Source organism: Synechococcus sp. CB0101, from assembly GCF_000179235.2.
Taxonomy (GTDB): domain Bacteria; phylum Cyanobacteriota; class Cyanobacteriia; order PCC-6307; family Cyanobiaceae; genus Vulcanococcus.
Window position 1 is genome coordinate 1375672 of record NZ_CP039373.1, and the last position, 12990, is coordinate 1388661.

Consider the following 12990-nt stretch of genomic DNA (forward strand, 5'->3'; position numbering starts at 1 on the left):
GCGATGACCATCACCCCCAACGGCATCACCACCCAACTGGGCGATCAGGGCCTGGGCCAGCAGCCCTGGTGGGTGGAGCAGTGGATGGAGCTGATCAACGGCTACCGCTTCAAGAAACGGCTCGAGCGCGCCTGGGAGTACGCCCGCAGCGGCAACGTGCTCTCGATCCGCTTTGAAGGCCGCCGCATCCACGCCCGCGTGCAGGGCAGCGGCGAAGACCCCTACAAGGTGAAGCTCTGGCTCGACGTGCTCAGCGACGACGACTGGGGCTACGTGCTCGAGGCCCTCGGCCAAAAAGCGCGCTGGTCGGCTCAGCTGCTGGCGGGCGTGATGCCGCAGGACATCGAACGCGCCTTCGCCGCCAGCGGCCGGCGCCTGTTCCCGTTCAAGTTGCAGGAGGTGCGCAGCGAATGCACCTGCCCCGACAAGATCAACCCCTGCAAACACGTGAGCGCCGTCTACTACCTGATGGGCGAGCGCTTCAGCGAAGACCCCTTCGTGCTCTTCCAGCTGCGGGGCCGCACCCGCGCCCAGCTGCTCAGCGATCTGGCGGTGCAGCGGCGAGCGTTGCTGGCGAAAAAGGCCAAAGAAGCGAAAGAGGCAGCTCCAGCCGATGCCCCCCCGCAGCCAGCCGCCGAAGGCTCCCTCAATCCCGCTCCTGCAGCTATCCGCGATCCCAACCGCTGGTGGAGCTACGGCGCGGCCCTCGATCCGGGGCTCGTGGTGATCACCCCGGCGATGGAAGGCGACACCGGCCTCGATGAAGCGGGTCCATTGCCATTGGCGGAAGACGGCCGCTTCCCCGAAGCCGCCAAGCACTTCGTGGACCACCTCAAAGCCCAGGGTGCCGCCTGCAGCACCAGCGCCATGGCCACCGCCATGTCCGCCGGCAGCAGCAACAGCGACGGCGATGCAAGCGCCCCAGCCAGCGCCAGCAGCTGAACGCGATGGCGAAACCCCGCCGCAGGCGCCTGCGCCGTCTCGCCGTTGGGCAGGCAGCCGCCCCCTGGCTCACGCCGGGCAAACAACACCTGGCCCGCTGCATCCTGAGCTCCTTTGAGCGGGCCTTCGGCCGGCCGCTCCTCGCCGGCGGCGATGGCGCCGGAAGCCCACATGCCCCCCAGGAGCTGTTCGCGGCCGACACGGTGGTGCTCGCCCACGACGGCAGCACCGATCCAGCGCTGATCTATGCCAACGCCGCTGCGCTGCAGCTGTGGGAACGCAGCTGGGCCGAGATGATCGGCATGCCCTCAGGGCTCACCGCGGAACCGCAGGAGCGCGCCGGGCGGGCCCGCATGCTCGCCACCGCCCTGCAGCAACACGCCAGCGAGGGGTATACCGGCGTGCGCATCAGCAAAAGCGGTCGCCGCTTTCAGATTCACAACGCCCGCCTCTGGACCCTCTGGGGCCCCGGTGATCAGCCCTGCGGACAAGCCGCAGCGTTCAGCAGCTGGTGGTGGCTGTAAGCCTCTGTTCGGCTCTCGCGAAAACCCTGGTGTAGCAGCCGAACCGAGGGTGTGAGCACCGCACCTTGAGGGTCGGTTCTTGCACTCCTAGCGATCAATCAGGCCAAGCACATTGGCGTTGCGGGTGAACACCCCGCACCCGCACATCCTGGAGGACCAGACATGCTCACCCTTCGTCAATCTGCCTTCGATCGCCTCGAGACCGATCTGTTCAAGCGCCTCGAGCAACAGATCCAAACCGCCGAGCGCGTGCCCGCCGCTGAAGTGCACGAAACCGAAACCGCCTACAGCATCTGCCTGGAATTGCCCGGCGTCGCCCGCGACTCGATCGACGTGAAAGCCACCGATCGCAACCTGGTGATCAGCGCCGAACGCCGCGCCCCCCAGCCCGAAAGCAACGAAGCAACCAGCGCCGCCCTACTGAGCGAGATCCGCTATGGCACCTGGAGCCGCAGCTTCCGCTTCCCCTCGGGCATCGATCGCGAAGCCGTCCAGGCCGTCTACCGCGACGGTCTGCTCACGGTGGAGGTGCCCAAAGCCCAGACCCTCACCAGCGTGAGCGTGAAGGTGGAGGGCTGACTCAGACAAGGCGGCACGCCGCCAACACCGAGATCACACCAAACGAGACGGGACCCAGCCTCGGCCTCAGTGCCGGGGCTTTTTGCTGGGGGTTACGCGGCCGCACGACCCGAACCCTGATACCGAGAGCCCTTCCTACAGTTGCCGCCAACCGCGCGCGGACCCATGGCTGAGACGGCTGTAGCGAGCACACCCCGCCTGAGCCTGCAGTGCGAGGCGATCGGGGCCGACACCACCACGATCCGTTCGCTCGATTGGGACCGCAGCCGCTTTGACATTGAGTTCGGCCTGCGCAACGGCACCACCTACAACAGCTTCCTGGTGCGGGGCGAGCGCACCGCGCTGATCGACAGCAGCCACCTCAAGTTCGAGAGCACCTGGCTGCCGGTGCTGCAGGAGCAGATCGATCCCAAGGCGATCGATCACCTGATCGTGAGCCACACCGAACCCGACCACTCAGGTCTGATCGGGCATCTGATCGATCTCAACCCAGACATCGAGATCGTGGGCTCCAAGGTGGCGATTCAGTTCCTGGAAAACCAGGTGCACCGCCCCTTCAAAAGCCGGGCGGTGAAAAGCGGGGAAGAGCTCGATCTGGGCACCAACCCGGAAAGCGGCGTGCAGCACCGCTTCGAGTTTTTGAGCGCACCCAACCTGCACTGGCCGGACACGATCTTCTCCTTCGATCACGGCACCGGCATCCTCTACACCTGCGACGCCTTCGGCCTGCACTACTGCTCCGACGACGTCTTCGATGTGGACCCGGGCGCCATCGCGCCGGACTTCCGCTTCTATTACGACTGCCTGATGGGCCCCAACGCCCGCAGCGTGCTCCAGGCGATGAAGCGCATGGACGCGCTGCCGGCGATCAACACCATTGCCGTGGGCCATGGGCCTCTGCTGCGCGAGCACCTGAGCCTCTGGCTCTCCGACTACCGCGAGTGGAGCGAGGGCCGCAGCAAGGGCGAGGCCTATGCCGCCGTTTGCTACGTGAGCCAATACGGCTTCTGTGATCGCCTCAGCCAGGCCATCGCCCGCGGTATCGGCAAGGCGGAAGCTCAAGTGCAGCTGGTGGACCTGCGCGCCACCGATGCCCAGGAGCTGAGTGCGCTGATCGGTGAAGCCAGCGCCGTGGTGGTGCCCACCTGGCCCGCCAATCCCGATGCCGAGCTGCAGGCTTCGATCGGCACCCTGCTGGCAGCCTTGCAACCCAAGCAATGGGTGGCCACCTACGACGCCTACGGCGGCAACGACGAACCGATCGACACCGTGGCCTCACAGCTGCGCAGCCTCGGCCAGAAGGAAGCCTTCGAACCGTTGCGCATCCGCCAGGTGCCCGACGGGAATGATTACCAGCGCTGCGAAGAAGCCGGCACCGACCTCGGCCAGCTGCTCACCCGCGCCAAAACAATCGCGGCGATGAAAGCCCTCGATGGCGACCTCGACAAAGCCCTCGGGCGCCTCTCCGGCGGCCTCTATGTGGTGACAGCCCGCCAGGAGGAGCGGGCCTCCGCGATGGTGGCCAGCTGGGTGAGCCAGGCCAGCTTTGATCCGCCCGGCATCACCGTTGCCGTGGCCAAAGACCGCGCCATCGAAGCGCTGATGCAGGTGGGCGATCGCTTCGTGCTCAACATCCTGCGAGAAGACAACCATCAGCCGCTGCTGCGCCATTTCCTCAAGCGCTTCCCGCCCGGCGCCGATCGCTTCGCCGGCGTAGCCACCCTCGAGGGCGTGGCGGCGGGCGGCCCGGTGCTCGGTGATGCGCTGGCGTTCCTGGGCTGCCGCGTGCAGCAGCGCATGGAAGGGCCCGACCACTGGATCATCTACGCCGAAGTGGAGCAGGGCAACGTGGCCGACACCGAAGCCTCCACCGCCGTGCACCACCGCAAAGTGGGGAACCACTACTAGTGACTAATTTGCCCTTGTGATCGCCCAGAAGCACTGGTATCATTAGGTTCATGCCAGCAAAGTCAGTCAGGGGCACTAGGTAAAACCAAGTAAGACACCCTGACGCCCAGGAACTGGGTCAGATCATCTGGCGAAAAAACAGTCAAAAGTTTTTGCCACCACCGCCGCCCATCAACAGAGAGCAGGTTGAGGTTCTGACCTCGCTGCTGGACAGCAAGGGACTAGATGCTGGCGACCTGCTGGACGCCATCAAGATGCTTGCTGATGCCAAGGCAAAGGCAGGCAAAGTCCCGTCTCCTGACGAGCAGGGGATGAAGTTGGTAGGAGACAAAGAATTCCTGTATGCAGGTTTCACTGATGCCTGGATCTACAGGAACAACAAGACGCAAGGGAGGAACTACTACCTACGGGTCAAGGAAAAAGGAAAGACACCATTCATAAAGTCATTAGACACGCCAGATCGCAGTGAGGCACTGGTTCGTGGTCGTTTGCTCTACCAGGAAGTCAAAGGGAAGATCAACAGAGGGGAGAAGTCCAGATCGCTCATTACATTAAAACTGATAGAGAAGTATCTGAAGTCAGAAGCGAAGAAGATTTCACCAGTCCCAAAAGCAGGTATCACTGCAGAGACATACGCAGTAAAGAAGGGATACCTGAAGATTTGGCAGACATTTATTGACGAGAAGAAGTTATCAGCAAGACCTATTGAACAGATACCCAGAGAGATAGGAAAAGAATTTCCATACTGGGTGCAATCTCAACAAAAACAAGCTTACAAGAGCAAACCATACTCACATGCCTACATCAACTCTGCAGTTGTAGAGGTGAAATCCATGTATCACAAGTATGCCCTAGAAAATAGATACATTTCACTGGAGAATATTCCTGCCTTTGAAAGGTTACGAGTTCAACCTGACAGCACACACAAAAGGGATCTCCTCACAGAAGAAGAGTGGTTGAAACTGACGACCTACATGAGGACGAATGCCTACCTAAAACCAGAAGGCAGGACCAATCTAGAGAGATGCAAAAGGCAGATCTTTAGGGAATACATGCTGATTGCATACAACACTGGAGCACGACCTAACGAGTTGATGACGATGACATGGGGAGATGTTCGCATCAATCCTCAAGACACACCCGAGCATCAAGAGGTGATGCGGTTACTGCAGGTCAGAGCAGAGAACTCAAAGACAGGCAGATCGCGATGGATCAACGCACCTGTTGCCCGTCGCCTGCAACGCCTTCAGAGAGCTTATGAAGACATCGGGATGACCTGCGAACCTAGCGACTACCTGTTCAGAAACCCAACCTGGGAACGTCAAACAAAAAACATTCCATGGGGACAACCAGCACTGACAAGACGATTGGCAAATGTCCTGGAATGGTCGGGCATCCAAAAAGAACTAGACAAAACAAATAGAAAGATTGTTCTCTACAGTCAAAGGCATTTCTATGTCACTCTGCGATTGAGGAATGGAATGAATATACATTTGCTAGCAAAGAATATCGGCAGTTCAGTTCTATACATAGAAAAAAACTACAGTCATGTCCAGATTGAGAGCAACACAGACAAGATCACACAAGGAATGGCAAAGGTGAAGTCCCTAGAAGAAACAGATTGATCACGGCAGGGTCGGCAACGATTGCCGCCCCTCTCAAATTGAGCTATTTTCGCAACAGTGGAAAAGTTCTGATGAAGATGATTGCAGAGGTGATCACACTGCATGACGACCATCAAGTAACTGAAGTTGATGTCAGCAAGATCAGAACAAGGTTTCGTCTGAGGACACCTAAGGAAGAAAAGATATCAGAACTAGCACTGAGCATTAAATTATGCGGATTGATCAATCCCATAACAATAGACAGTGAATATTTTCTGCTAGCAGGTTTTCATAGATGGTCTGCATACAAAATGTTGGGATACAAAACAATCCCATGCATCATTCAAGACACGTCAAAACTCAAGGGCGAGTTGATTGAGATAGAAGAGAACATATCCAGAACTGAGTTAGATGCGATTGAAACTGCGGAGCATATTGAACGGAGAGAGGAAATCCTGAATGACCTTGGAGTAAGGATGAAGAACGGAGGCAATCAATATTCAGAGGGGATGATCACTACTCCTCAACTGGCAAAGCAGCTGGGAATGAGTGATCGCACATATCGGATGAAACGAGAAGTGATCAACCTGTCCCCTGAGGTTCGTGATCTCCTCAAAGGGACAGAGTTTGCAAAGGTTCTTACCGACATGCACAAACTCTCCAAGCAGTCGGATGCTATTCAGTTGAAGGTTGCAAACCTGCTGATCACAGGAAAGCATAGAACCTTCAAACGAGCATTCACAATCGCCTCTCTAGAGGACTGGGATCGTCGTAGGGGTGATCGTGGTGTTGATTTTGATGTGAAGGGCAGATGGGGCATACCACAGTCAATCATGGAGTTCAAGAAGTCCAACATCCATTTGCAGAAGTTGGTGGAACTGATCAACAAGTCAGATGAGGTGGAAATCAATAAAAGGAAACTTCATTTCGGGACTTCAGAGATCCCTAACTACATGATGCTCGCAGATCATGCTGAGTTCTTAGTTCAGTATTACACCAAAGAGAACGACCTGATACTGGAGAACATGATGGGAAGAGGCACAAATGTTCTTGCTGCTCTGTATCACAAAAGAAGAGTAGTTGGTATTGATTGCAATCCTGCTAACGTCAATAAAGTGAGGGAAGTATGCGAGAAGTATTTTACAGAACAGAGTGGAGATTTTGATCTTCACCTAGCAGATGGCATCACCTTAGAAAAGTGGTCAGATCAGTCAGAAGTATTTGATGCTTGCATTTCAGACACTCCCTATGTATTCCAGGCAGAGGACTATGGTTGCAGTGACTGGGATATTGGGAAACTGGACAACGACGCCTTCTTTGAAAAGATTGATACCATGATGGGAAATCTTTCCAGATTGATTAGACGATCAAATTACGACATTAAATCTTTTCATCCAATCATCCTGAAAGTAGGATCAGGTCGCCGTGGGGCAGGAGGCATCGTTGATATGGACTACGAGTTCCAACGGATCGCAAAACAGTACAATCTCGTTCTGTGGGACAAAATGCATAATCGTCTGGATAATGTATGGGGCAATCTCAACGCAGTAAGGAACTATAAGCACTCCTATGTCCAGAAGTCACACGAAACAAATCTATGCTGGGTAAGGTTTGACGAACTATAGAAAAGATGATATAATATCCATATGAGATTGCTGAATAAAAGCACTCTCTGATGTTGCCTTAGCGTGGATTGCATCATCAAGAGCATCCATGGATATGTAGATCATATAAATACTAGATGATCCTCATGTAGCATAAGATCGTCAAAATGGAATATCTTCTCCGCTGGTGGAAGATCAATACTTTTGATGACCATATAAACACCTTTTCTGTCTTCAAAAACATCTGAAGGCAGTCAAGGACTTCGTATTACTTAGATAACATGGATAACTTGAATAGATCACTGACAGAATGGATCTTGAAAACCTGGGACAAATATCCTCCCGAGTTCTTTGTGACTATATTGTGGAACGATATGCCTACAGATCCAATAACAGCTCAATCACATACTCGTCACACGCGGAACTTACTCTTGCGTGAAGCAACTGGTGTCAAACGATGCGGAGATATTCCTGCATTTCCGCATCGCCTAGGCATCACTGCATTTCAGGAACGGATACTAAATGAAAAAGGAAAGGTGACCTACCATACTCATATGCATCTCTACAACAACAGTAGAACTGGGTCGGCAATCATTACCGACCCTACGCAGGTGCTTTGGAATAGTCCATCTGAACTGCAGTTCGTTCTGCAGTACAAGATCGGACCAAAAATCAAGAAACTGCTAAAGAGCACTACTCCTGGAAACGAAGGAGTAGTCGTGAAGAGATGGAATAAAACACATCATCAGACCTACAACTTCAAAGAGATCAAACGTCAAGAACTCAAGAGGTTTGGGAAACTCTGGACAAGCGGTGTTTGAGCGGCGGCAGCGAGCAGAAAGAGTGGTTTTGGCTGCAAATTGCCTCTGAGGCCATTTTTTGATGACCTTGGCTCACATATCCAGCCACTTTCGGCTGGTTTTGAGGCTAAATAGAGGTGTGCAGGCACACCAAGTCCCTGTTCACACTGTCGCGAGTAATTGTCGTCGGGCCTGGTACAGATTCGACAGTGCCGCAAGCACGTTGATTTTGCAGCGGTTCTTGGCCAAGCCTCGCAGCCGGGTCTTTTGAAAGCCGAACTGCTGCTTGATCACACGGAAGGGATGCTCAACCTTGGAGCGGATGTGAGCTTTGGCCGTCTCGATCAGATCCTGCACCCTCCCATCCGGGGTGTCAGGAAGAGCCCTGCGCGTGCCGGGCCGCATCGCCACTCTGAACTCCGCTGTCTTGCCAGCCATTTCTGGTCTCTTGGCGATGCCCTGGTAGCCAGCATCGCCGTACACCACCTCCTCATCTCCATGCAGTAGCTCAGCTGCCGGGGTGAGGTCGTGCACGTTGGCGGCGGTGACGACAACCGAATGGATCAGGCCTGAGTCCTTGTCAACGCCGGCGTGGACCTTCATGCCGAAGTACCACTGGTTGCCCTTTTTGGTCTGGTGCATCTCCGGATCCCGCTTCCCATCTTTGTTCTTGGTGGAGCTGGGCGCTGCGATCAAGGTGGCATCGACGATCGTGCCCTGACGCATGGTTACGCCCCGAGCGGCCAGGAGCGCTTTGACGGTGTCAAAAATCTGCTCACCCAGCCCATGCTTCTCAAGCAGATGGCGGAACGTGAGGATCGTGGTCTCGTCCGGGATCCGATCGCTGATCAGCTCGATGCCGGCAAAGCGGCGCATGGTGGGCACCTCGATCAAGGCCTCTTCCATGGCCGGATCGCTGAGGGAGTACCACTGCTGCAGCAGATGAATGCGCAGCATCGTTGCCAGCGGATAGGGAGGCCTGCCGCCTTTCTTGCTCGCCTTGGGGTAGTGCGGCTCGATCAGATCGATGAGTGCCTGCCAAGGCACCACAGCCTCCATCTCGGAGAGAAATTTCTCGCGCTTGGTGCGCTTCTTGGCCGTGGTCAGCTCATAGTCCGTGAAACCGAGCTGCTTGCCGCCCATCAACCCAGTCCTGGTCTGCGATTACAGGTTCATTTTCGCGCAGACGGGCTGGGTTTTCCAGAATTTCCTTTGCAGTTGCTGCTCGGTATGCCCAAGACAAGGATCTATTCCTAGATGTCCTGAATAGTGACCTGATCAGTCCAAGACATTAAATGAAGATCCTGCATGAGCTCATGCACAAACATGAGTTCATGCTCATACATAGAAGTATCAAGGAGAATAAGATGAACACACATACCAGAAGGAACAACACAGACACAGACCTAGGCAAATGCATCTGTGTCTCTTTCCCGTATCACGAACTAGACCTGATTGAAGACCTGAACAAACTTGCTCGCCAGTCGTATCAAAGCAAATCTCAATACCTGCGTCAGTTGGTGAGGAAGGACAAATACAACAATCAACAATCCGCCAGTCACCTATCAAGATAAATCAGATGAAGAAAGTCCTACTTCCAGATAATGTGTTCAAAGTCGTCTTGAACGATGCAAAGAAGAAAGGTTTGACTGCTGATGAGATTGTCAGCATCCTGATCCAACGAGAATACAAGTTGAACAAATGATATGGAAAACTACTCAGAAGATACAGAGGCAAACAAATCCAAGAAACAGTCACGCAGATCAGATATCGTCAAACGAATGATGAGTGCTTACAAAAAGAAAAAACGAGCAGATAAGATCAAGAAATTGCTGGGAGATGACCAACACTGGTCTGGACTTTCGTGACAAGGCACGTCAAAAACAAGGGTATGCCTACCCCCCTATTTTGGTAGTCAATCTATAAACCTTTACCCAAAGGCGAGAGTTCTAATCCTCGGTTTCAAAAAAATCCGCCAGGAAAAAAGACATTAAAGAAAGTCACGGGTCAATCAAATCAATCAATCTGCCGTCACCATCAACGATCCTGAACCTCTTGCCTGTCGCCTTTGACCTCGCCTTGGCAGATCTATAGGCATCGCCTTCGTTGTGCTTCTCCTGGTAGCGATGCCATTTGCCATGCTGATCCTGGTATTCCAAAACAATCTTCATTTGAAAGGCAGCAGCGAGGCGTTGGAGGAGCAGTAGCAGCAGTCAGACCAGGAACAGGACATCGGGTGTGACATCAGGTTGTAGGTGCTTTGCCAACCGAGCAACAGACCCGAGATAATGGGCATGTGCATCCAATCAAGGGGAGGCGAACTTGGGGAAAATCCAGGTAAAAGGTTTTTTCTCCAAAATCGCTGCCCGTAATCCGTTGGTATCACTGGAGTTTCACGAGGGGTCTAGCAATATGACCATTCACTACTGATGGGCAGCGCCGCCAACGACCGCCGGGTGATCCAGCTCGAGATCGACCCCGGCCTGGTCTGCCTGCGGGGCCTTAGCCCCACCCGCCTGCGTTTTGAGGTGGAGTACGGCCTCGAGCGCGGCACCACCGCCAACAGCTTCCTGTTCCTGCCCAGCGGTGCGGAACCAGCGCTGCTGGTGCATCCCCCCGGCAACACCTTTGCCGAGCCCTATCTGGAGGCCCTGGCCTGCCTGGTGCCCAGTGATACCCGGCTGCAGGTGGTGGTGGGTCACACCAACCCGAACCGGGTGCAGCTGCTGCGCCAGCTGGCTCAGCGTTGGCCGCAGCTGGAGTTGATCAGCTCCAACCCCGGTGCCCAGTTGTTGCGGGAGCTATGGGATCAGCGCAAACCCGCCCCCCCTGGAGCGGCGGCCACGGAGGAAGCCGAAGCACTTCCACCCCTGCCCCCCCTTCAGGTGGTACGGGGGGAAATGGAGCTCAAGCGGGGCGATGGGCACTGCCTCCAGCTGTTGCCCACCCCCACGCCCCGCTGGCCCGGTGGCTTGATGGCCTTCGAAGACAGCAGCGGCCTGCTGATGAGCGGCAAGTTCTTCGCCGCTCACCTCTGCACCGAGGACTGGGCGGAAGCCAACCGCAGCAGCACCGAAGAAGACCGCCGCTACTTCTACGACTGCCTGATGGCACCAATGGTGCGCCAGGTGGAAACCGTGCTCGATCGCATCGACGAACTGCCGATCCGCACCATCGCCCCTGGACACGGCCCCGCCATTGCCGAAAGCTGGCGCAGCCTGGTGGTGGATTACCGCCGCTGGGGCGAAACCCAGGAGCGCGCCAAGTTGTCGGTGGCGTTGCTCTACGCGAGCGCTTACGGCAACACCGCCGCCATCGCCGATGGCCTGGCCCAGGGCGTGGCGCGCACGGGCGTACGGGTGGAGAGCATCAACTGCGAATTCACCCCCACCGAAAAACTGCTCGAAGCGATCCGGAGCTGCGATGCGGTGCTGATCGGCTCGCCCACCCTGGGGGGCCATGCCCCCACACCGATCGTGTCGGCCCTGGGCACCCTTCTGGCGGAGGGTGATCGCGCCAAGCCGGTGGGCGTGTTCGGCAGCTTCGGCTGGAGCGGTGAAGCGCTCGATCTGCTGGAGAGCAAGTTGCGCGATGGCGGCTTCCGCTTCGCCTTCGAGCCGATCAAGGTGAAATTCAGCCCCGATGCCGCCACCCTCAAAACCATCGAGGAAACCGGCACCGCCCTGGGCCGGCAGTTGCAGAGCGAACAACGCAAGGCGCAGCGCCGCGCCAGCGGCGGCGGCCTGAGCGAAAGCCGCAGCAATCCAGCCGTGTTGGCCCTGGGCCGCGTGGTGGGTTCGCTTTGCGTGCTCACCACGGTGAAAGGCAGCGGCGACAGCCAGCTCAGCGGCGCCATGGTGGCCAGCTGGGTGAGCCAGGCCAGCTTCTCTCCCCCGGGCCTCACGGTGGCCGTCGCCAAAGATCGGGCCGTGGAAGCCCTGCTGCATGTGGGCGATGCCTTTGCGCTCAACGTGCTGGCTTCGGGCCGTGAAACCGGACCAATGAAGCAGTTCCTGCAGCCCTTCGCTCCGGGCGCCGATCGCTTCGCAGGCCTGGAACTGGAGCACAGCCCTGCCGGGCTACCGGTGCTGCCGGAGGCGCTGGCCTGGCTGGAATGCAGCGTGAAGCAGCGGATGGAATGCGGCGATCACTGGCTGCTCTACGCCGAGGTGCAAGCCGGCACTGTGCTCGATGCGGCCGCCACCACCGCTGTGCACCAGCGGCGCAGCGGTGCCAATTACTAACGGCTCAGCGCTAATGCCAGCAGCACGAACTCGCGCCCTGAGCTGTAGCGAACGCCACAGCCCAATCATCTTTTAACCCAAGGTGAGAATTCGGCAAAACCAAGCCACTGCAAGCGATCTGGAACGTTGATTTGTTGAGGCTGTAAGACCTGTTCATCACAGCCTGAAGAAAAACCGAACTCCTCGGCAACAGTCCCTAGGCCGGCTCAAATAACGGGGAAGCGAACGAGTTCAATGCAGGCGGCTCTCGACCCCAACCCCGCTCACCAGCGTTGGGTGGTGCGTTATCGCGGCTTTGTCTTGATCCCCCAAAACGACCTCACCTGGCTGGTGCGCCCGGAACGCAGCCCGATGAGCCTGCTGCCCTTCCGCACGCCCGCCAGCTCCGTGGACGATGTGAAGGCCTTGATCGACTGGCGCCTGAATCAGGCCGCCTGAGGCGGCGGCGGAGTATTGCCACCTGCCACAAACGGCAGCACCACGGTGGCCCAACGCTCGGGGCGAGCGGGACGGCTACGGCGCGGACGACGAACACCGAAGGGAACGCGCACCACATTGGTGCCTTCCACGCGAAGTGTTTCTGCGCTGGCCACATCGGGCAGCAACAGATCGGCGTGGTCTTTGATCCCCGTGGTTCCCTGGTCGTCAGTGCTCATCGTTCCTCCCAGATGCCGGTGTCACCCGATCCGCAGTGATCTCTGCAGTTGCAGCAGATCCTGTCGGAAAAACAAGGGTGGATGCGAAAAGAAATTCCGCATTTTTCATTCCGGCGAAATCTAAACGCA

General features: G+C 56.6%; 12 protein-coding genes. 9 read left to right on the top strand and 3 right to left on the bottom strand.

Features of this window, described 5'->3' with window-relative positions:
* Positions 1-3 precede the first annotated feature (3 nt).
* From CB0101_RS07470 to CB0101_RS07500, 7 genes are all read left to right on the top strand, one after another.
* On the top strand, positions 4-942 hold the full coding sequence (locus CB0101_RS07470) for an SWIM zinc finger family protein (protein WP_010305540.1): 939 nt from the start codon (positions 4-6) through the stop codon (positions 940-942).
* A gap of 5 nt (positions 943-947) precedes the next feature.
* Positions 948-1466 (top strand): MEKHLA domain-containing protein, encoded by a 519-nt coding sequence (locus tag CB0101_RS07475; RefSeq protein ID WP_010305544.1) that lies wholly within the window; start codon positions 948-950, stop codon positions 1464-1466.
* 162 nt (positions 1467-1628) lie between these two features.
* Positions 1629-2045, top strand: coding sequence for an Hsp20/alpha crystallin family protein (locus CB0101_RS07480; RefSeq protein WP_010305548.1), 417 nt, complete (start codon positions 1629-1631; stop codon positions 2043-2045).
* 165 nt (positions 2046-2210) lie between these two features.
* A complete protein-coding gene (locus CB0101_RS07485) occupies positions 2211-3953 on the top strand; it encodes a diflavin flavoprotein (protein ID WP_010305552.1) in 1743 nt (580 codons plus the stop codon).
* A 152-nt stretch (positions 3954-4105) separates the two neighbouring features.
* Complete coding sequence (locus CB0101_RS07490; protein ID WP_010305556.1) at positions 4106-5578, top strand: site-specific integrase; 1473 nt, start codon at positions 4106-4108, stop codon at positions 5576-5578.
* 77 nt (positions 5579-5655) lie between these two features.
* On the top strand, positions 5656-7182 hold the full coding sequence (locus CB0101_RS07495) for a ParB N-terminal domain-containing protein (RefSeq protein WP_168187962.1): 1527 nt from the start codon (positions 5656-5658) through the stop codon (positions 7180-7182).
* 296 nt (positions 7183-7478) lie between these two features.
* Entirely contained in the window at positions 7479-7982 is a 504-nt protein-coding gene (locus CB0101_RS07500) for a hypothetical protein (protein ID WP_168187963.1), read from the top strand.
* Between the two features lie 141 nt (positions 7983-8123).
* On the opposite strand, the gene CB0101_RS07505 is transcribed toward CB0101_RS07500, so the two are convergent.
* Both CB0101_RS07505 and CB0101_RS15375 read right to left on the bottom strand, forming a co-directional pair.
* A complete protein-coding gene (locus CB0101_RS07505; RefSeq protein ID WP_136643901.1) occupies positions 8124-9104 on the bottom strand; it encodes an IS5 family transposase in 981 nt (326 codons plus the stop codon).
* Positions 9105-9961: 857 nt separating this feature from the next.
* On the bottom strand, positions 9962-10132 hold the full coding sequence (locus CB0101_RS15375) for a hypothetical protein (RefSeq protein WP_010305585.1): 171 nt from the start codon (positions 10130-10132) through the stop codon (positions 9962-9964).
* 258 nt (positions 10133-10390) lie between these two features.
* Between CB0101_RS15375 and CB0101_RS07510 the strand changes: the two genes are divergently transcribed.
* Both CB0101_RS07510 and CB0101_RS07515 read left to right on the top strand, forming a co-directional pair.
* Positions 10391-12205: a diflavin flavoprotein gene (locus CB0101_RS07510; RefSeq protein WP_010305592.1), complete on the top strand. Its 1815-nt coding sequence runs from the start codon at positions 10391-10393 to the stop codon at positions 12203-12205.
* 234 nt (positions 12206-12439) lie between these two features.
* Entirely contained in the window at positions 12440-12643 is a 204-nt protein-coding gene (locus CB0101_RS07515) for a hypothetical protein (protein ID WP_010305596.1), read from the top strand.
* Here CB0101_RS07515 and CB0101_RS07520 read toward each other — a convergent pair.
* A complete protein-coding gene (locus tag CB0101_RS07520; protein WP_010305601.1) occupies positions 12631-12861 on the bottom strand; it encodes a hypothetical protein in 231 nt (76 codons plus the stop codon). The genes CB0101_RS07515 and CB0101_RS07520 overlap by 13 nt on opposite strands.
* Positions 12862-12990: the final 129 nt, after the last annotated feature.

Bases quoted from the DNA above. Each gene is read 5' to 3' on its own strand.
- CB0101_RS07470 (WP_010305540.1), top strand. From the start codon at position 4: ATGACCATCACCCCCAACGGCATCACCACCCAACTGGGCGATCAGGGC.
- CB0101_RS07475 (WP_010305544.1), top strand. From the start codon at position 948: ATGGCGAAACCCCGCCGCAGGCGCCTGCGCCGTCTCGCCGTTGGGCAG.
- CB0101_RS07480 (WP_010305548.1), top strand. From the start codon at position 1,629: ATGCTCACCCTTCGTCAATCTGCCTTCGATCGCCTCGAGACCGATCTG.
- CB0101_RS07485 (WP_010305552.1), top strand. From the start codon at position 2,211: ATGGCTGAGACGGCTGTAGCGAGCACACCCCGCCTGAGCCTGCAGTGC.
- CB0101_RS07495 (WP_168187962.1), top strand. From the start codon at position 5,656: ATGATTGCAGAGGTGATCACACTGCATGACGACCATCAAGTAACTGAA.
- CB0101_RS07505 (WP_136643901.1), bottom strand. From the start codon at position 9,104: ATGGGCGGCAAGCAGCTCGGTTTCACGGACTATGAGCTGACCACGGCC.
- CB0101_RS15375 (WP_010305585.1), bottom strand. From the start codon at position 10,132: ATGAAGATTGTTTTGGAATACCAGGATCAGCATGGCAAATGGCATCGC.
- CB0101_RS07510 (WP_010305592.1), top strand. From the start codon at position 10,391: ATGGGCAGCGCCGCCAACGACCGCCGGGTGATCCAGCTCGAGATCGAC.
- CB0101_RS07515 (WP_010305596.1), top strand. From the start codon at position 12,440: ATGCAGGCGGCTCTCGACCCCAACCCCGCTCACCAGCGTTGGGTGGTG.
- CB0101_RS07520 (WP_010305601.1), bottom strand. From the start codon at position 12,861: ATGAGCACTGACGACCAGGGAACCACGGGGATCAAAGACCACGCCGAT.